This window comes from Streptococcus sp. sy018 (assembly GCF_007859185.1).
Classification (GTDB): Bacteria; Bacillota; Bacilli; order Lactobacillales; family Streptococcaceae; genus Streptococcus.
Genome location: NZ_VOHN01000003.1, coordinates 42,487 through 60,933 on the forward strand (window position 1 = coordinate 42,487; position 18,447 = coordinate 60,933).

Genomic DNA, 18,447 nt, shown 5'->3' on the forward strand with positions numbered 1-18,447 from the left:
AATCGTTTTTTCAACGAAAAGATGGGAGAAAAAGATGAGTGATAACTCAAAAATTCGTGTTGTTGTTGGCATGAGTGGTGGGGTTGATTCCTCGGTCACAGCCTTGCTTTTAAAAGAACAAGGCTACGATGTCATCGGTGTCTTTATGAAAAACTGGGATGACACAGATGAGTTTGGAGTCTGTACTGCCACAGAGGACTATAAGGATGTCGCTGCTGTTGCCGACCAGATTGGCATTCCCTATTATTCTGTCAATTTTGAAAAGGAATACTGGGATCGTGTTTTTGAATACTTTTTAGCAGAATATCGAGCTGGCCGCACGCCAAATCCTGATGTCATGTGTAATAAGGAAATCAAATTCAAAGCCTTTTTAGACTATGCTCTTTCTTTAGGAGCTGATTATGTAGCGACTGGGCATTATGCTCAAGTTGTTCGAGATGAAGACGGTCTTGTTCGTATGCTACGAGGGGCTGATAATGGTAAGGATCAAACCTACTTTTTAAGTCAATTATCACAAGAACAGCTACAAAAGACCATGTTTCCACTAGGGCATTTACAAAAGTCAGAAGTGCGTGCCTTGGCTGAAAAAGCAGAATTAGCAACAGCCAAGAAAAAAGATTCGACAGGCATTTGCTTTATCGGTGAGAAAAATTTCAAGGAGTTTTTAAGTAACTACCTACCTGCTCAAAAAGGTCGTATGATGACAGTTGATGGTCGTGATATGGGCGAACATGCTGGTCTGATGTATTATACTATTGGTCAACGTGGAGGTCTTGGTATCGGTGGTCAACATGGTGGCGACAATCAACCGTGGTTTGTTGTTGGTAAGGATTTGTCACAAAATATTCTCTATGTTGGACAAGGTTTCTATCATGAATCACTCATGTCAACTAGCTTGACAGCTAGTCAAGTTCACTTTACACGAGATATACCTGAAGAATTCACGCTTGAATGTACAGCCAAATTCCGCTATCGTCAACCAGATAGTCAAGTGACTGTCAAGGTTACAGGAGATAAGGCAGAAGTGATTTTTGCAGAACCACAACGTGCAATTACACCAGGTCAGGCTGTTGTGTTCTATGATGGTCAGGAATGTCTAGGTGGTGGCATTATTGACCTGGCTTTCAAAGATGGCAAGGTGTGTCAATATATTTAGTTGACAAGATTGTCAATTTTGATTTCATAGAAAATGTGATTAGCTAGTCTTGACCATTGTCTAACAGGATAAAATCTGCTAAACTAAATTTAACAATAACGATGATGGTCAAAGCTCATGGGAATTGGACGTTTTTGACGTACAGTTTTCAAGGGATTTGGCCATTTTTTGCAATAAAAGGAGAGTAGATGGATTTTCGTACAGTAGTGGACAAGCAGTCATTTGGTGTGCGTGCAACAGGGTTGTTAGTCAAAGATGAAAAGCTCTTACTTGTCAAGTCACCTGAGGGCAAGTATTGTACCTTAGGAGGTGCTATTCAAGTTGGTGAAACAACAGAGGCTGCTATTCGACGGGAAATTCTAGAAGAAATTGGAATTGAAGTAGAAGTTGGTCCGTTGGCTTTTGTTGTAGAAAATCAATTTGAGCTAGGCAGTCAAGCTTATCATCAAATTGAATTTCATTATTTGCTTACCCCCTTGTCTGAACCAAGTCTTTATATGAAAGAAGGGCAATCCATTCGCCAGTGTGAGTGGGTAGATTTTTCAGACTTGGAGAAACTTGATCTTAGTCCTAAATTTTTGAAAAAAGAATTAGTAAATTGGCAAGGACAAGTTAAACAGATTATTGATAATGACTCTCAATAAAGCTGTTTATTAAGGAAGATGTTATCATTTTTTCAAGCTGTTTTAGACATTGCAGCGCGCAGTAATTGTAGTAGTTACAAGAAATTTTAGAAAAGAGAAGACATGACTCAATTTATTGAAAACTATGATGTGATTGTGATTGGTGCAGGTCATGCTGGGGTAGAAGCCAGCTTGGCAGCGGCTCGTATGGGCTGTCAAACCTTACTTGCGACCATTAACCTAGATATGTTGGCTTTTATGCCGTGTAATCCGTCTATTGGTGGTTCAGCCAAGGGAATTGTGGTACGTGAGATTGATGCCCTTGGTGGAGAAATGGGTAAGAATATTGACAAGACCTATATTCAAATGAAGATGCTAAATACAGGTAAAGGTCCTGCAGTTCGTGCACTTCGTGCTCAAGCAGATAAAGTACTTTATGCCAATGAGATGAAAAAAACGGTTGAAAATCAAGAAAACCTAACCCTACGTCAGACCATGATTGATGATATTTTAGTAGAAGATGGTCAGGTTGTGGGTGTGGTTACGGCAACTGGTCAATCTTATGGTGCTAAAACGGTTGTTGTGACAACTGGTACGGCTTTGCGTGGCGAAATTATCATTGGAGATTTGAAATATTCGTCAGGGCCAAATAATAGTCTAGCTTCTGTGACCTTGGCAGATAATTTGAAAAATTTAGGTTTGGAAATTGGACGTTTTAAGACAGGAACTCCTCCACGTGTTAAGGCGTCGTCAATCAATTATGAGGTGACTGAGATTCAACCTGGAGATGAAAAACCTAATCACTTCTCATTTTTGTCTAAAGACCAAGACTATTTACAAGATCAAATCCCTTGTTGGTTGACCTACACCAATGCTGATAGCCATGCCATTATCAATGCTAACCTACATCGTGCTCCGATGTTTTCAGGGATTGTTCAAGGTGTTGGGCCACGTTATTGCCCGTCAATTGAAGATAAGATTGTCCGTTTTGCAGATAAAGAGCGTCATCAACTCTTTTTGGAGCCAGAAGGTCGTAATACAGAAGAAGTTTATGTACAAGGTTTGTCAACCAGTTTGCCAGAAGATGTTCAGCGTGACTTGCTCCATTCTATTAAAGGTTTAGAACAGGCTGAGATGATGCGAACTGGTTATGCGATTGAGTATGATATTGTCTTGCCTCATCAACTGCGTGCGACCTTAGAAACCAAACTGATTTCAGGTTTATTTACAGCTGGTCAGACCAATGGCACATCAGGTTATGAAGAGGCTGCAGGCCAAGGCTTGATTGCCGGTATCAATGCAGCCCTAAAAGTCCAAGGTAAGCCAGAATTGATTTTGAAACGTAGTGATGCTTACATCGGGGTGATGATTGATGATTTGGTGACCAAGGGAACTTTGGAACCTTATCGATTGTTGACCAGTCGAGCAGAGTATCGTTTGATTTTACGTCATGATAATGCAGATATGCGCCTAACCGAAATTGGACGTCAAGTAGGTTTGGTCGATGATGAACGTTACCAAGTCTTTGAGATTAAAAAAGCTCAGTTTGAGAATGAACTTAAACGCTTGGATAGTATCAAATTAAAGCCTGTTAAAGAAACCAATGAACGAGTGACTGCTCTAGGATTTAAACCTTTAACCGATGCGATGACAGCCAAAGAATTTATGCGCCGACCAGAAATTAGCTATGAAACAGTGGTTGATTTTGTTGGTCCAGCAGCAGAAGATTTGGATAGTAAAGTGATTGAGCTTTTAGAAACTGAAATCAAGTATGAAGGCTATATCAACAAAGCATTGGATCAAGTGGCGAAGATGAAGCGAATGGAAGAAAAACGCATTCCAGCGACGATTGATTGGGATGATATTGATTCGATTGCCACAGAAGCTAGACAGAAGTTTAAGAAAATCAATCCTGAAACGATTGGCCAAGCTAGTCGGATTTCAGGCGTCAATCCAGCAGACATTTCAATTCTTATGGTCTATTTGGAAGGAAATAAAAAAGCCAGTCGTAAGGGCTAGATTTTCAAGACTTTTTTTCTCCTATCTTTTATGGTATAATAACCATTTAAGAGGTTTATAAATGAGAATATTTCGTTTAACAAAATTTCAACTTCTGATGATTGGCTGTATCTTATTTGGCTTATTGGCCATTTGTGTTCGCCTAACCCAATCAGAAATTGTTTTACTGACAGCTATCTTTTTAGCTATTGGTTTCTTGATTGGTCTGTTATTTTATCAAAAACAATCCTATCATCTAACTGATTTGGAACAAATCTCCCTTTTGAATGAGCAAACAGAAGAAAGTCTTAAACGACTTTTGGACCAGATGCCAGTAGGGGTGATTCGTTTTGATGAAATAAGTAAGGAAATTTCATGGTTTAATCCTTATACGGAATTAGTCTTCACCACTGATTCTGGTCAGGTAGATACTTTGGCTATGGAAACCTTTGTCATCAATAGCTTGAATCATCCTAGCAATTCAACCTTTAGTCTGTCAGGGAAAGATTATACGGTTTACTGGGACAAAGAAATCCTCTATTTTTTCAATGTCACCGTATCAGAACAAGCTCGTCAGCGCTTGGATTTTCAATCAGTTATTGGGTTGATTTCTGTGGATAATTATGATGAAGTAACGGATGATTTGTCAGATGCTCAGGTTTCTCAAATCAATAGTTTTGTGGCTGATTTTATTGCCAAATTTGTTCAAGAACGTCAGATGTTTTATCGTCGTTTGGCGAGTGACCGTTTTCTCTTTTTTACCGATTATCAAATGTTACAAGAGTTGATAGCGAATAAGTTTGATATTTTGGAAGAGTTTCGTAAGGCCGCTAAAGAAAAAGAGCTGTCTCTGACCTTGAGTATTGGTGCTTCCTACGGTAGAGGGGACTATGATCAAATTGGTAGTCTAGCTAATCAGAACTTAAATATGGCTCTGATGCGTGGGGGCGATCAGGCAGTTGTTAAAGAAAATGCTGAACATCAAAAAGTCATGTATTTTGGTGGTGGAACAGCGTCAACGATTAAGCGTTCACGAACACGGACACGAGCAATGATGACAGCGATTTCTGATAAGATTCGTATGGCAGATCAGGTCTTTGTGGTTGGTCATAAGAAACTAGATTTAGATGCTTTGGGTGCTTCAGTTGGGATGCAGCATTTTGCTGCTAGTCTGTTAGATAAAGCCTATGTCGTTTATGATCCTAATCACCTTAGTGAAGACATTAAACGTTCGCTTTCTCAATTAGAAAATGAAGACTATCAAGCCATTTTGACGATTGAAGAAGCTATGGATCTAGTCACAGATCAGTCCTTGTTAATCATGGTTGATCATTCAAAACTTTCTTTGACCTTGTCAAGGGAGCTTTACGATCAGTTTACAGAAGTGATTGTGATTGACCATCATCGTCGTGATCAGGACTTCCCCAAAAATGCGATTTTGACTTTTGTTGAGAGTGGTGCAAGCAGTGCTTGTGAATTAGTCACTGAATTGATTCAATTCCAAGGGGCTAAAAAACGTTTGAGTAAGGTAAAAGCTAGTTTGATAATGGCAGGTATCATGCTTGATACCAAGAATTTTTCTAATCGTGTGACCAGTCGAACCTTTGATGTCGCTAGTTATTTGAGAAATATCGGAAGTGATAATAGTGTCATTCAAGCGATTTCGGCTACTGATTTTGATGAGTATCGTCTGGTCAATAAGTTGATTCTAAGAGGCGAGCGGCTCTACGATAATATCATTGTGGCAAATGGGACAGACTATATCACTTATACCAATGTCATCGCTAGTAAGGCAGCAGATACGCTGTTGACCATGTCAGGGATTGACGCCAGCTTTACAGTTGTGAAAACAGCTGACAACCAAGTGGCAATTTCTGCTCGTAGTCGCAATCAAGTCAATGTTCAACGTATTATGGAAGATATGGGTGGCGGTGGCCATTTCAATCTGGCAGCTTGTCAGTTACAAGATATGACTGTCACGCAAGCCTATAATTTATTGATTACTACTATTAGAAAACATTGTTATACAAAGGAGAATTAAGATGAAAGTTGTATTTTTACAAGATGTTAAGGGTAAAGGGAAAAAAGGTGAAGTTAAAGAAGTACCTACAGGGTACGCTCAAAACTTCTTGATTAAGAAAAATTTGGCTAAAGAAGCAACAAGCCAAGCCCTGGGTGAATTACGTGGTAAGCAAAAATCTGAGGCAAAAGCTCAAGCAGAACAGTTGGCTGAAGCTAAAGCTATTAAGGAGCAATTAGCTCAGGAAAATCTTGTTGTGAAATTTGTTGAAAAAGTTGGTCCAGATGGTCGCACATTTGGCTCAATTACAGCGAAGAAAATTGCTGAAGAATTAGACAAGCAACATGGCATTAAGGTTGACAAGCGTCACATCCAATTGGAGCAACCATTGCGTGCCTTGGGCTTAATTGAAGTGCCAGTTAAGCTACATAAAGAAGTGGACGGCTTAATTCAACTAAGTGTCAAGCAAGCGTAAAATAAGTTGACAATCCTGTCAAGATAGGAGGTAAAGATGTCTGATGTACAAGAATTACGGCTTCAACCACAAGATTTAGTTGCAGAACAGTCTGTCTTAGGAGCGATTTTTATCTCACCAGACAAGCTGGTAACTGTCCGTGAATATCTTGACCCAGATGATTTTTACAAGTATGCCAATCGAGTTGTGTTTCAAGCCATGGTCACTCTCAATGATCGTAATGAGGCTATTGATGCAACAACGATTCGAAATATCTTGGATCGACAAGGAGATTTGGCTAATGTGGGTGGTGTTTCTTATCTAGCCGAGTTGGTCAATAGTGTACCAACCAGTGCTAATGTGGAATACTATGCACGTTTAGTTGCTGAAAAAGCACAGCTTCGTCAGTTGATTAGTAGATTGACAGAAACGGTCAATTTGGCCTATGAGGGAACTCAAGATTCAGATGAGTTAATCGCTAAGGCAGAAAAGCAGTTACTGGAAATCAATGAGCGTTCGCATGCCAATGGCTTTCAAAAGATTTCTGATGTGCTTAAACTCAACTATGAAAACTTAGAAATCCGTTCACGTCAAACGTCAGATGTGACAGGTTTGCCGACAGGATTTCGTGAATTGGATCGCATGACAACAGGTTTACATCCTGATCAGTTGGTTATTTTGGCAGCTCGACCAGCAGTCGGAAAGACAGCGTTTGTGCTTAATATTGCTCAAAATGTTGGGACAAAACAAGGGCGTGCAGTGGCGATCTTCTCTCTGGAAATGGGAGCAGAAAGTCTAGTGGATCGGATGTTGGCAGCTGAGGGTCTGGTAGATTCTCACCATTTACGGACAGGTAAACTAACTGATCAAGAGTGGCAGAGTTTGACGATTGCTCAGGGTACTTTGGCAGAGGCACCGATTTTTATCGATGACACACCAGGGATTAAAATTACAGAGATTAGAGCGAGAAGTCGTAAACTTGATAAGGAAGTTGAAGGTGGTTTGGGCCTTATCGTCATTGATTATTTGCAGTTAATCACAGGAACAAGACCAGAAAATCGTCAACAAGAGGTATCAGAGATTTCTCGGCAACTCAAAATCTTGGCCAAAGAGTTGCGAGTGCCAGTCATTGCGCTCAGTCAGCTTTCTCGTGGGGTTGAACAACGTCAAGACAAGCGTCCAATTCTATCTGATATTCGTGAATCAGGGTCTATCGAGCAAGATGCAGATATCGTTGCCTTTCTTTACCGTGAAGATTACTATGATCGTGGCGATAAAGAAGATGAACAGGCCTTGACTGACAATACCATTGAAGTTATTTTAGAAAAAAATCGTAGTGGGGCACGTGGAACGGTCAAATTGATGTTCCAAAAAGAGTACAATAAATTCTCAACCATTGCCCATTTTGAAGAAAGTTAGGAGAAATAGATGAGTAGTGATGCTTTTGCTGATGTGGCAAAGATGAAAAAAATCAAAGAAGATATTAAAAACCATGAAGGGCAATTAGTTGAAATGACCTTGGAGCATGGTCGTAAACGTGAAAAAACAAAAGTTGGACGTTTGACAGAAGTGTATCAATCTCTCTTTATTGTTGAATACACAGACGCAGCTTCTATGCCAGGAACTCCAGAAAATACTTATGTTGAATCTTACACTTATTCGGATATTTTGACTGAGAAAACTTTGATTCGTTATTTAGATAAAGAGTAACTAGGGCTTTACAAGTCCTAGTTTTTTTGTTATACTGAATCTTATGTGAAATAGCAGCAATAAGAATATGGAGCTCGTCAACAGTTAGTTGTTAAATTAGTAACCTTTGCTGTTTGGGCGAAGATTAACTGCACGAATCAGGATTCTTTTAAGACTATTTCCATAATAAATTTTTTATGGAGGACATTTCAATGTCACGTTATACAGGACCATCATGGAAACAAGCTCGTCGCTTGGGTCTTTCACTTACAGGTACAGGTAAAGAATTGGCACGTCGTAACTATGTGCCAGGTCAACATGGACCAAACAACCGTTCTAAACTTTCTGAGTACGGTTTGCAATTAGCTGAGAAACAAAAACTTCGTTTCTCTTACGGAATGAACGAAAAACAATTCCGTAACTTGTTCGTTCAAGCTTCAAAAGTTAAAGGTGGAACACTTGGTTTCAACTTTATGCTTCTTCTTGAGCGTCGTCTTGACAACGTTGTTTACCGTCTAGGTCTTGCAACAACTCGTCGTCAAGCACGTCAATTCGTTAACCATGGTCATATCTTGGTTGATGGTAAACGTGTAGATATCCCATCATACCGTGTTGAAGTTGGTCAAGTGATTTCAGTTCGTGAAAAATCAATTAAAGTACCAGCGATTCTTGAAGCGGTTGAAGCAACACTTGGTCGTCCAGCTTTCGTATCATTTGATGCTGAAAAATTAGAAGGTTCATTGACTCGTTTGCCAGAGCGTGATGAGATCAACCCAGAAATCAACGAAGCTCTTGTCGTTGAATTCTACAACAAAATGTTGTAATATCTTATTGGATAAGATAGGCTATAAAGCCTTAATAATAGGCACTTTGGGGCGTAATCCCAAGGTGCTTTTTTATTTTTACTACTCTTTTTGTTACCCTTTACTGAAATATGTTATAGTAAGAGGGTGACTTTAGAAAAGCCCCCTTTATTTTTTATAAATTATTGATAGCTGTTTCAAAGATTGAAACAGCTTTTTTTGCCCCCTCTTGGGTAGCGTGAACGTAAGTGTTTAAGGTCATAGAAATATTGGAATGACCTAATCTATATTGTAGATCTTTAGATTCTATACCAGCATAGAGCATCAGAGTTGCGTGAGTGTGGCGGAAACCGTGGAAACTGACATCAGGAACGCCGGCAGCCTTAAAATGCGTTTGTAACCTTTTCCTTATTATACAGGCGTAAGCGTACTTTGTCGTAAATGTGGTAAAGACAATTGTTTCAGTCCGACCAAGTTGCCAAGCTTCTATCTGTTGCCGTTTTTTATATTGTTTTAGTAATAAGACGGTAGCCTTGTCAATCTCAATATTCCTTAGGCCAGCTTTTGACTTAGGTGGGTTTGTTTCCTGGTATCTGTTAAGGGTCTTAGATATGCTGATAGTGCCGTTATTTAGATCAATATCAGACCATTCTAACGCTAAGGCTTCCCCTATACGGCATCCAGTAGCTAGCAAGGTTTTATATAGCACGTAATCAAACAAGTTTTGATAGTTAGATAAATCAAGATTATCAAGGTAAGCTAAGAATTGTTTTAATTCTTGCTTGTTGAAAAATTTAATTTTCTGCTCTTTGTTTTGCTGCCTACGTGGGATAATAACATCACGGGCTGGGTTATACTGGATAATTTGCATTGTCACGCCGTACTGAAGAATGCGGCGGTTGATATTGTTGAGAAAGCTATAGTTAGCATAAGCCCCTTTTATCCCTTTATTGGCTCTATCAGCCCATTTGTTGATCTGTTGCTGAATAATTGGGGTTGTGAGCTTATCTAGTTTATATTTACCAAAAGCTGGTAAAATATGAAGTCTGACGATGCCTTCCATAGATTGCCGAGAGTTTGGCTTGACTGTGTTTTTGTAACTATCCCACCAAAGATTAACTAACTCATGATAGCTAGTAACGGTTGGCTTTTCTTTGACTGTGTAGCCATTCTTGGCAAAAGTATTGAGTGCGTCTCTTGCTTTGACTTTTATCCCTGTTTTGGTTTTGGCCGTGACAGTAGTCCGTCGTTTTTGTCCTGTGACTTTATCGACGCCTAGGTAAACACTAGCCCGATAAACGATTTGACCATTTTTCTTTTTAACTTCTGTAATTTTCATGATAAAAATACCTTTCTAAACATCAGCAGGCAAGCCGTTATTAAAGGGATTTTAGATTATTAGTTCTATATCATGCCAGGGCTTACGAGAAGGCCCTTATTTTCCGTTTGTTTTGGGTAAGTCGGTAATTATATGGTTACGTTTTAAAGTGGTGCTACGACTATTTTTTTACATATCATCAAATAGCGAAAGTTGGTTATTATCAGGCTGTTTTTCAAGTTCTTTCTGTTTCTTTTTCAAGTCTTGAATGCTTTCATGAGGAGTAGGGAGGTTTTCAGGCATTGTATTGCCTAAGTCTCTCATTGTCTGCCTAACAGTACGGCCGACAGCAAAATGCGTTTTATTAGCATTTTCAGCTCCTTGGATATTTTCACGGCGTAGTTTTTCGTCTGTTTGTGTGGCACGGAATAGGTTTGCTGCTAACTCAATGCTACCCATATAGTCGAGAATATGCTCCTTGTCTGTAAGTTCTTTTTTATCGTGTATATCTTGCATTGTCATACCGCCATAAAGTCCAATGTAACCAGCATTATGAAATTCACCGAAGTTTGTAACTCCAGCATTTCCAGCAGCTTGAGAAAGCGATTTGTTATGGCGCTTAATTTCATCACGAATAGCTATACGTTTTTGATCTTCAGTTAGTCGATTAAAGTCATCTTGTAATTCTTGTTGGCGGGTTTTAATTGCAAAATAAGATTGACCCAGTGCAATGACTTCTTTTCTAGGATCACCATTTTGGACAATCAAATAGCAGGCATAACGAGAGAGTTTTATATCTGCTATTTCACGCGCTCCAAAATTAAGCTGTACAGTTTTGTTGACGTCAACAAAATTGGCAACCACGCGCTTTCCAGAGTTTTCACAAGCTAATTTAGCTTTGTCAATAACTTGGTTAAAGTTACGCCATTCAGTGTATTCTAAAACGATTTGTAGTTCACGAGCGTACCAAAACTCTACACCGTTTTCATCTATGCGTTTGATATTTTCAAAAGTTAATTCATCATGATGTTGTAAATCGTTCATATTTTTTCCTTTCTAATTTTTAGGACCTTAACGAGTTCTAGGTTTATACAAGGTCAGCGGACTTGCTGAAGCACGAGGAAAGCACGCGCTCTACAAGCGGACCTATACAAGTCCGTTTTTTTCTTTTGGATTTGTGGTAGGTATGAACAATTATGAACGTATTCCGCCTATATAGCCAGGGTGGTGGCGCGTGGGTTAGCACGTTAAAACTCCCATTTCTTTTCTTCTTGCTGTGGATTTTTAACCTTTTCAGCCATTTCAGTGATCAGATTATTTATTATTTTCTTGTCTGTTTTTGGCAAAATGCCATAGTTTAGTAGCATTTCTTCTTCAGGGGTATACACGAGTGAATTAACAGCTGACAGAAAAGAAACCAAAATAGAAAAATCAGGGTCATCATAGGAACCTGTTACATATTGACGTTCTAGTTCTTCTAACATATTATCCCCTAAAATTGCAGATATACGAGCTTTGACTAAAATATACGGGTCATTAGGGTCTTGTTTATGAAGTTGATAACTAGCTTCTTGGCTATCCCTATACTCGCTATATCCCAACAAATATCCAACACTCACACCGAAATAGTCAGCGAGCGCCTGAGCTTTGTCGGGTTTGATTTGGCGCTCGCCTTTTTCCCAGTATATATAAGTTCGCTTTGTGACGTCTGTTATATCGGCTAACTCTTGTTGAGTTAGTCCTTTTTCTTGTCTAAGTTCTTTTAACCTATTCATATAATCAACACCTTTCACTATGATTATATCATGATTTTTTAAGAGATGAACAAAAAATACAACTTTCCCTAAAAAAAGTGTTGACAATGAACAAAAAGTACAATATAATAAAAAACATCAACGGGAGTTGAACAAAAATTACACCAAACAAACCTAACACCTTTCAATCAATCTATTCAGGTTTATTTGGGACTTTATCAAAGAAGAAGGAGTAAACGAGATGAAAAATAATTTTCGTGTCTTGCTAGCTAAGCGACGCAAGAAAGTTTCAGACGTACATAAGGCGACCGGTATATCTAAAACATCATTAACAGCTTTGTATTATGAGCGTACGAAAAAACCAGATATCGAGACCTTACAAAAGGTTTCAGAGTATCTAGGTGTGACGATTGATGAACTACTGACAGTTGAAAACTAGAAAGACAGGCAAGCGATGAATAGAAAAGGGAAGAAAACAAAATCAATTACTTTTGCGACCATTGTTGACAGATGGAAAGAATTGGAAGGTAAACATCTAAGCGAAATCTCAAACATTTTGGGTTATCAGAATAAAGAAACATGCCGATTAGGACTTTATAAATTTAGAAATCAGGGCAAGATTGATTTTACTATTGAAGACAGCCACTATTACAACTTTAAGCTAACTGATAAAAGGACGATACAAGTTTTACAAACGCAAGAAGATACTCAAGAACTGATACGGCTGAGAACATGGCTAGCAGTATCTAACGCTTACCGTTTGACTGATTTAATCGATGCTAAGAGCTTGAAACCTAAAGAAGAGCTAGAGGCTATTAAAGAATTAGGCAGAATTGAGCGAGGTTTGACCAGTCCGGCTGCAGTTGACTTCGCTAAGCAGATTGAAGAACAGCTAGGCGTGGTTAATATCTGGCAGGAGGTAGAAGAATTAGATCATGAAGACAAAGAAAACCGCTAGAGTAAGGCTAGCAGTCTTGAGTAACAAAAAAAAGGCTTGAATAGCGACCAAACTTTCAAGCCTTAGTAACACAAATTCCATAAAACCGCAGGCAAGCCGTTATTAAAGGGATTTTTGTGTAAATAGAAGATACCTTGATTATATCATGATTTGGGTATCTTGACAAGATTAAAACACGCTAACCATCGCCAATATAATTTAGCGTAACCATCAAAGTATAGTAAAAGACAGAAAGAACAAGAACATAATGAAAAAAGCAGAGTATTATGACAAAACTTATCGTCAAGCATTCTATGAAGGAGAAGAAAGAAACTTTGAAGAATATATCTTAATCCGAAATTGTGGTCATTTTTATATGACAACTATGGCAAAAGCTGGTGTTAAAGCAGTTTTAGATAAAGCTTTTTATCACTGTTTCAAAATAGGAGTAATTGAAGGGATTAGACAAGAACGAAAACGGAGAAAACGCCATGATTGAAGAACTAAACTTGACATCAATGCAGCAGATTTTATTATTGCTTGCCTTATTGGTTCTATGGGTTAAGCTGATACGTTTTCAGCCTGCACAGGAAGACGAAGATAGTGAATTAGGCGACCATTTGGAAGAAATACCCACAGACAACCTAAAAGCTCGCTATGGAGCTATTAGACGCATTAGAATACATTACTAAAAAAGGAGATGTTATGCCAAAGATGACAGAAACAGAAAAACGTGTCTTAAAACTGATACCAGTCGGCAGAAATAATGCTAGAGAGTGCCGTTATATTGCTAAACTCGTGAACCTTGGTATGCGACAAGTGAAAGAGATTATTAGTAAATTGATTGTTAAATATGGTGTGCCAATATTAGGGGGCGCGTCAAGGGTTTGTCCGTGGCTATTATATCCCAGTCAACGACACAGAACGCTTAGAAGGTATCAGAGAATTAAAAGCACAGTATAACAGCGAAGGTAAGCGACTAGATGCCTTGATTGAAGCTGATTTGACTAGCTATAAGGACTACTTGAAAGGAGAATAAGGGCTATGCGTTTATTATCGACTGAAACCGAACGTGAATTGTTAGAGCGATTTGAACAGCACCTAGAACAACGGCTTGAATTGGCCAAGCAATTTGAGGACGGTTGGGATTTGGTTTCAAGAGCTGAAGTAATGAAGAAGCTAGGGGTAAGTACGACAACTTTGAGTAGTTGGGAAAAAATCGGATTGAAGCAGTACCGGCCACCGCTTGAAAGCACCCATAAGGTCTATTATCGTAAGACTGACATTTATAATTTTTTAGCAGTAGATTAGGAGGTGAAAAATGGGTAGGTATAACATGCACCCCGCACAAGGTGGCGGACATTATCACGATGAAAAAGTTTGTAAGAACAGACAGCCAACACTTGAAGACATTAAAAGACGGCAACAGTTGAAGAAATTGAAAAAGAAACGAAGAAAGGGGCGATAATGTGGGAATTTATGAAGCGCGTGGTTTTAGTGCGTGGGTCTATCCATATAAGGGAAATCTTGAACCTTTTGAGTATATCGCACAGTTTAAGCCTTTAGTCGTCCCAAAAGAAGCAGACGTTGATGAGTATAAACGAACACAAGCCCCGTACTGTTTGAGTGGCAAAGTGACATCAGAGAAAAACGGGAGCTATAAGCGAAATAATGCTAGTCTTGTTTATCGTGATTTGATTTTTCTTGATTATGATGAGATTGTAGGGACGGCTGATAACTTTATAGAAACAGTGGCTGCTGCCTTATTTGGGTATTCTTATATCATCTATCCAACTATTAAACACACAATGGACAAGCCCCGTTATAGGCTTGTGGTAAAACCAAATAATGTGATGAATGAAACAAGTTATAAACAAGTTGTGACTGAAATAGCTGAAAAAATAGGTTTACCTTATGACATAACAAGCCTGACTTGGTCACAAATACAAGGGTTACCTGTGACAACAGAAAACCCGAAAGAGTATCAAAAAATCATTGTCCGAGGGGTAGATTATCCAGTGCCACAGGGAGAACATCACAAAGCACGCGCACCAGAGCGACATGATCATTCTTTTCCTAGACAGAAACATCATCAATCAATCACAATGCGAGTGGTTAACGTCTTATTAAATGGTTTTGGAGATGAAGGCGGACGTAATGTGGCGGTTACTCGTTTTGTGGGGTTACTCTTTAATAAATGGGTGGATTGTGATTTAGAAACAGCTTATGAACTGACTAAGATAGCTAACAATGTGACAGCTAACCCTTTACCTATCGAAGAACTTGATAGAACCTTTACCAGTATTGCGAAAGCGGAGTTTAGAAAGCGAGGATAATATCATAGAACTAGAAGAATTGAAAAATTTAGAAAGTGAAATCATAGAAGCGCGTGAGCAGGAACGACCCCCGCAGACGATGAAAGAATTGAAAAGTGCGATTTTTCAGGCTGGAGAAATTTGGCGGGAAGAACACACTGAAATTAAAGTAAATGAAAACACTGGAGAGGTTACTGAAAAAGTAGCACTACCGCAAACTTTCACAGTTGCTAAGATATTAAGTGAGATTGTAACCTTTGCTTTTATCACTAAAAGCAATATTCCTGATTACAGTTTGTTATATATCTATGATTTAGATGAAGGCATTTACACGGCGAGCAATGATCTTTTTAACTTGTTTTGTAAAACTTTTGATGTTAGGATTAAGCCCCGTGAGTGGTCACAGATTAAGTTAATGGTTAGAACCTTGACCAAGATTAAAAAACCTTTGGAGAGCGCAAACCTAGTACCAGTTGAGAATGGAATTATTGATTTGACAACCAAGGAACTTTTGCCATTTAGTCCTAAGTATGTTATCACAAGTAAAATTAACACTGCTTACAAAGCACCGGAGAAAGTCCCTGTTGACCGAGAGGGTAAAACTTTTGATGATTGGTTGAAGACGATAGCTTGTGATGATGAAGAACTGATTACTCTTTTTTGGCAGATTATCCTTGAAGCTATTAATCCTAACCATACCCGAAATAAGTTTGCTATTTTTTACGGTGAAGGGAATAACGGAAAAGGAACGTTTCAGCGTTTCTTGATTAACTTGATAGGAGAAAGCAACATCTCAGCTTTAAAACCTGCGCAGTTTGCTGAAAAGCATAATTTAGAAACGTTAGTCGGTAAAGTTTGCAATATTGGAGATGAAGCACCGAATGAATACCTAAAAAATCCATCCGATTTGATGAGTGTTACAAGCGGCGATACTGTGTTAGTCAATCCGAAAGGGCGACCAGCTTTTGAAGCCACGTTTAAGCTATTTAATATCTTTTCAGGGAACTATCTTCCAACTAGTGGCAATAAAGCCAAGGGGTGGTATCGTCGAATTATGATTGTACCTTTTAATGCCGATTTTAACGGTGAAAATGAGAAGCCCTGGATAAAAAATGAATTCCTAGCTGATAAAGAGGTTTTAGAGTATGCACTTTATAAGGCTATCAATCAAGAACCGTTTACTCATTTTATAGAACCTAAGGTAGTCAAGAGCTTGCTAGAGAGCTACCAAGAAGATAACGATTATTTGCTTTCATGGATAAAAAATGAATATATGGGAAGAGGTTGGCATGAATTGGAGGTTGTCCCCGTCTTTATCCTGACAAACTCACTAAAAGAGTATGCTCAAGATATGGGGATCCCTAAGCCAAATGTTTATGGAGCGGGTAAGGAAACCGTAAGACATCTGCATCAATTAACCAATAATCGGTATCAATTGAAAAAAGCAAGGGTTAAGGTAGAGGATTTTATAAAGCTAGATCCTGGAGGTTTTCAAGAGCGAAAATTGTCAGGGGTCAATCACTCAGTTACTAAGGAATAAAAAGTGTTGACCTTGTTTTGATAGCTTAAACCCTTGATATAACTGGATTTTTAGAAAAAATGTTGACCTTGTTGTTGTCCTTCTTTTTGAGAACGTCAACGTTAAAAAAACTGACACATCAACCCTTTTGGTTAGGTCTGTTTACCTTGTTACATTCTTTTTAACTCTTCATATAGAGAAAAAAAGTAGGTATATAAAAAAAATAGGGAGCGATAAAAAAAGAATGTAACAAAGTTACGATAAAGTGAAAACCCTTGGGGCTGTAAGGATTAGGGCAAAAAAAAGAACGTCAACAAAAAACGAAAGAACGTCAACAAAAATGTATCAAAAGAACAAACAATTAAAACAATATTAAAAAGGGGACTAGCAGATGAACTATTTATTATATTTTCTTGCTGCGTTATTAGGGTATCTAGTAGGTCGTTTGATTACTCGCTATTTTGAAAGGAAGGAGAAAAAGAAATGATCTTGACCAAGGACGATATGGCAGGCATGACTTATCAATTATCCGATGGCTCAAGATTGCCCTTAGAACAACTGGCTAAGTTTTTTGACGAGGTCGAAGATTTAATTTTAAGTCAAAAGCAGTTTACGATTGGCGACACCTTAGCCATGCAACTATTGGCCATGAATTACAATAATCAGATTTTGAATTATTTGAAAACCAACTAAAAAGAACAGGAGACAAAAAAACATGACATTAAAAACAATCTCAAACAAATCTAAAACTTTCATTTATGACTTTTCAGACGAAGAAACAGCAACAGTAGCAAGTCATGCAATTCTTGGCTATATGGTCGGAACATATCACGCGCCAATGGTTGACGTAAGAATTAAAAACACAAGTCAGTTGGTGCTGGAGTATGAAGCAGACAAGGACAAGAAACTGAATAAAATCTTTAAGAAGATTTGTGATAATCTCAAAGATTATAAGACAAAATCAAAAGAAAACGAACAGGTAGAAAAACAATATAAGCTGCAGCGTGTAGAACAACTGAAACAGTCAGAAACCTTTAATAGTTTGATTGAAAAGGTGGTGGCGTATGAGTTAGAGCTATTAGATTATGCTGACCGTTTGCTTAGTGATGAACCTCTTTTGATGGATAGTGAAACCGCACAAGGTACGCTTGATTTGGTTGGAGATGAAGCTGTTAAATTGTTAACGGAGCTTGATAGAAATCAAGATTATCAAGGATTGTCAGACTATTTTTAAGTTACTGATCAATGATTAAGAGGCTAAGGCCTCTTTTTGATTAGTGATGCTTTTTTCAAAACGAACACGGCAAGGGTGCGTGCATATAAGGGTGCAGGAAATGGAACGAGATAGTAGAGGGAGATTTTTACCTGGTAATCAAGTTGCCAAAGGTAATAAAGGCAATAGGCAACCCAAGTATGGAAATAAAAACGCTTTGAAACATGGCCTGAACCAACGTTACACAGGGTTATTACCTAGCCGGACGGGTGGTTTATCAATTTACAAGGGCGGTCTTTACTTGGGAACATTACCAAACAAGTATTTTCAGCGATCAAAAAGTGGTGAACTTTGGATAGATAAGCGAGCGCGTGATTATCTTATTTTGGTTTGTGGCTTTTCTGCTAATATGTTTGAGATTACAGAGTAGTTAAAACGAATTGGCATTAGTTGAGTAATTGGAATGTGTGAATAGGGAAAAGGTCGGAATAAAATCCTATATAGACGAACAATTAAACAAAAATAATGGAAAATACTGGAAAAATTTTTATTATAGGGGACTGGCATTGCTATCAAATGCTATGGTTAGACCTATATAGATATACTCACGCGCAGCATTACAATTTTATTTTATCAAGTCTTAAAAAA

Annotated in this window: 22 protein-coding genes; 19 read left to right on the forward strand and 3 right to left on the reverse strand. The window is 38.4% G+C overall.

Annotated elements, in window-relative coordinates; genetic code table 11:
* The first annotated feature begins 34 nt into the window (after positions 1–34).
* The 8 genes from mnmA to rpsD all read left to right on the forward strand — a co-directional run bounded on the left by mnmA (position 35) and on the right by rpsD (position 8,764).
* Positions 35–1,156, forward strand: coding sequence for a tRNA 2-thiouridine(34) synthase MnmA (gene mnmA, locus FRX52_RS03520; protein ID WP_146538510.1), 1,122 nt, complete (start codon positions 35–37; stop codon positions 1,154–1,156).
* A gap of 188 nt (positions 1,157–1,344) precedes the next feature.
* Complete coding sequence (locus FRX52_RS03525; RefSeq protein WP_146538511.1) at positions 1,345–1,800, forward strand: NUDIX hydrolase; 456 nt, start codon at positions 1,345–1,347, stop codon at positions 1,798–1,800.
* Between the two features lie 102 nt (positions 1,801–1,902).
* Complete coding sequence (mnmG, locus tag FRX52_RS03530; RefSeq protein WP_146538512.1) at positions 1,903–3,798, forward strand: tRNA uridine-5-carboxymethylaminomethyl(34) synthesis enzyme MnmG; 1,896 nt, start codon at positions 1,903–1,905, stop codon at positions 3,796–3,798.
* Positions 3,799–3,859: 61 nt separating this feature from the next.
* The gene (locus FRX52_RS03535) at positions 3,860–5,818 is read left to right on the forward strand and encodes a DHH family phosphoesterase (RefSeq protein WP_146496197.1); all 1,959 of its coding nucleotides are present in this window, start codon (positions 3,860–3,862) and stop codon (positions 5,816–5,818) included.
* Between the two features lies 1 nt (position 5,819).
* The gene (gene rplI, locus FRX52_RS03540; RefSeq protein WP_146496199.1) at positions 5,820–6,272 is read left to right on the forward strand and encodes a 50S ribosomal protein L9; all 453 of its coding nucleotides are present in this window, start codon (positions 5,820–5,822) and stop codon (positions 6,270–6,272) included.
* A 36-nt stretch (positions 6,273–6,308) separates the two neighbouring features.
* Positions 6,309–7,670 carry a replicative DNA helicase gene (dnaB, locus tag FRX52_RS03545; RefSeq protein ID WP_146538513.1) on the forward strand — a complete coding sequence of 454 codons (1,362 nt, stop codon included), beginning with the start codon at positions 6,309–6,311 and terminating at the stop codon, positions 7,668–7,670.
* A 9-nt stretch (positions 7,671–7,679) separates the two neighbouring features.
* The gene (locus FRX52_RS03550) at positions 7,680–7,961 is read left to right on the forward strand and encodes a Veg family protein (RefSeq protein WP_146496203.1); all 282 of its coding nucleotides are present in this window, start codon (positions 7,680–7,682) and stop codon (positions 7,959–7,961) included.
* A gap of 191 nt (positions 7,962–8,152) precedes the next feature.
* A complete protein-coding gene (rpsD, locus tag FRX52_RS03555; RefSeq protein ID WP_146461366.1) occupies positions 8,153–8,764 on the forward strand; it encodes a 30S ribosomal protein S4 in 612 nt (203 codons plus the stop codon).
* A 154-nt stretch (positions 8,765–8,918) separates the two neighbouring features.
* Here rpsD and FRX52_RS03560 read toward each other — a convergent pair whose 3' ends face one another.
* The 3 genes from FRX52_RS03560 to FRX52_RS03570 all read right to left on the reverse strand — a co-directional run bounded on the left by FRX52_RS03560 (position 8,919) and on the right by FRX52_RS03570 (position 11,836).
* Complete coding sequence (locus FRX52_RS03560; protein ID WP_146538514.1) at positions 8,919–10,082, reverse strand: site-specific integrase; 1,164 nt, start codon at positions 10,080–10,082, stop codon at positions 8,919–8,921.
* Between the two features lie 168 nt (positions 10,083–10,250).
* The gene (gene dinD / locus FRX52_RS03565) at positions 10,251–11,105 is read right to left on the reverse strand and encodes a DNA damage-inducible protein D (protein WP_146538515.1); all 855 of its coding nucleotides are present in this window, start codon (positions 11,103–11,105) and stop codon (positions 10,251–10,253) included.
* A gap of 203 nt (positions 11,106–11,308) precedes the next feature.
* Complete coding sequence (locus FRX52_RS03570) at positions 11,309–11,836, reverse strand: helix-turn-helix transcriptional regulator (protein WP_146538516.1); 528 nt, start codon at positions 11,834–11,836, stop codon at positions 11,309–11,311.
* 220 nt (positions 11,837–12,056) lie between these two features.
* Here FRX52_RS03570 and FRX52_RS03575 point away from each other — a divergent pair, with 220 nt between their 5' ends.
* The 11 genes from FRX52_RS03575 to FRX52_RS03625 all read left to right on the forward strand — a co-directional run bounded on the left by FRX52_RS03575 (position 12,057) and on the right by FRX52_RS03625 (position 18,229).
* The gene (locus tag FRX52_RS03575) at positions 12,057–12,254 is read left to right on the forward strand and encodes a helix-turn-helix transcriptional regulator (RefSeq protein WP_146538517.1); all 198 of its coding nucleotides are present in this window, start codon (positions 12,057–12,059) and stop codon (positions 12,252–12,254) included.
* 15 nt (positions 12,255–12,269) lie between these two features.
* Entirely contained in the window at positions 12,270–12,773 is a 504-nt protein-coding gene (locus FRX52_RS03580) for a hypothetical protein (protein WP_146538518.1), read from the forward strand.
* Between the two features lie 247 nt (positions 12,774–13,020).
* Positions 13,021–13,251 (forward strand): hypothetical protein, encoded by a 231-nt coding sequence (locus tag FRX52_RS03585; protein ID WP_146538519.1) that lies wholly within the window; start codon positions 13,021–13,023, stop codon positions 13,249–13,251.
* The gene (locus FRX52_RS03590) at positions 13,244–13,444 is read left to right on the forward strand and encodes a hypothetical protein (RefSeq protein ID WP_146538520.1); all 201 of its coding nucleotides are present in this window, start codon (positions 13,244–13,246) and stop codon (positions 13,442–13,444) included. The genes FRX52_RS03585 and FRX52_RS03590 overlap by 8 nt, the downstream gene beginning before the upstream one ends.
* Before the next feature lie 352 nt (positions 13,445–13,796).
* A complete protein-coding gene (locus FRX52_RS03600) occupies positions 13,797–14,063 on the forward strand; it encodes a MerR family transcriptional regulator (RefSeq protein WP_146538521.1) in 267 nt (88 codons plus the stop codon).
* A gap of 10 nt (positions 14,064–14,073) precedes the next feature.
* Positions 14,074–14,220 carry a hypothetical protein gene (locus FRX52_RS05485; protein ID WP_186603335.1) on the forward strand — a complete coding sequence of 49 codons (147 nt, stop codon included), beginning with the start codon at positions 14,074–14,076 and terminating at the stop codon, positions 14,218–14,220.
* 1 nt (position 14,221) lies between these two features.
* The gene (locus FRX52_RS03605) at positions 14,222–15,088 is read left to right on the forward strand and encodes a primase alpha helix C-terminal domain-containing protein (protein ID WP_146538522.1); all 867 of its coding nucleotides are present in this window, start codon (positions 14,222–14,224) and stop codon (positions 15,086–15,088) included.
* 19 nt (positions 15,089–15,107) lie between these two features.
* Positions 15,108–16,607, forward strand: a complete 1,500-nt coding sequence (locus tag FRX52_RS03610; protein ID WP_146538523.1) for a DNA primase family protein — start codon at positions 15,108–15,110, stop codon at positions 16,605–16,607.
* A gap of 462 nt (positions 16,608–17,069) precedes the next feature.
* Positions 17,070–17,279 (forward strand): hypothetical protein, encoded by a 210-nt coding sequence (locus FRX52_RS03615; protein ID WP_146538524.1) that lies wholly within the window; start codon positions 17,070–17,072, stop codon positions 17,277–17,279.
* Between the two features lie 22 nt (positions 17,280–17,301).
* Positions 17,302–17,820: a hypothetical protein gene (locus tag FRX52_RS03620; RefSeq protein WP_146538525.1), complete on the forward strand. Its 519-nt coding sequence runs from the start codon at positions 17,302–17,304 to the stop codon at positions 17,818–17,820.
* Positions 17,821–17,920: 100 nt separating this feature from the next.
* Complete coding sequence (locus tag FRX52_RS03625) at positions 17,921–18,229, forward strand: hypothetical protein (protein ID WP_146538526.1); 309 nt, start codon at positions 17,921–17,923, stop codon at positions 18,227–18,229.
* Positions 18,230–18,447 lie beyond the last annotated feature (218 nt).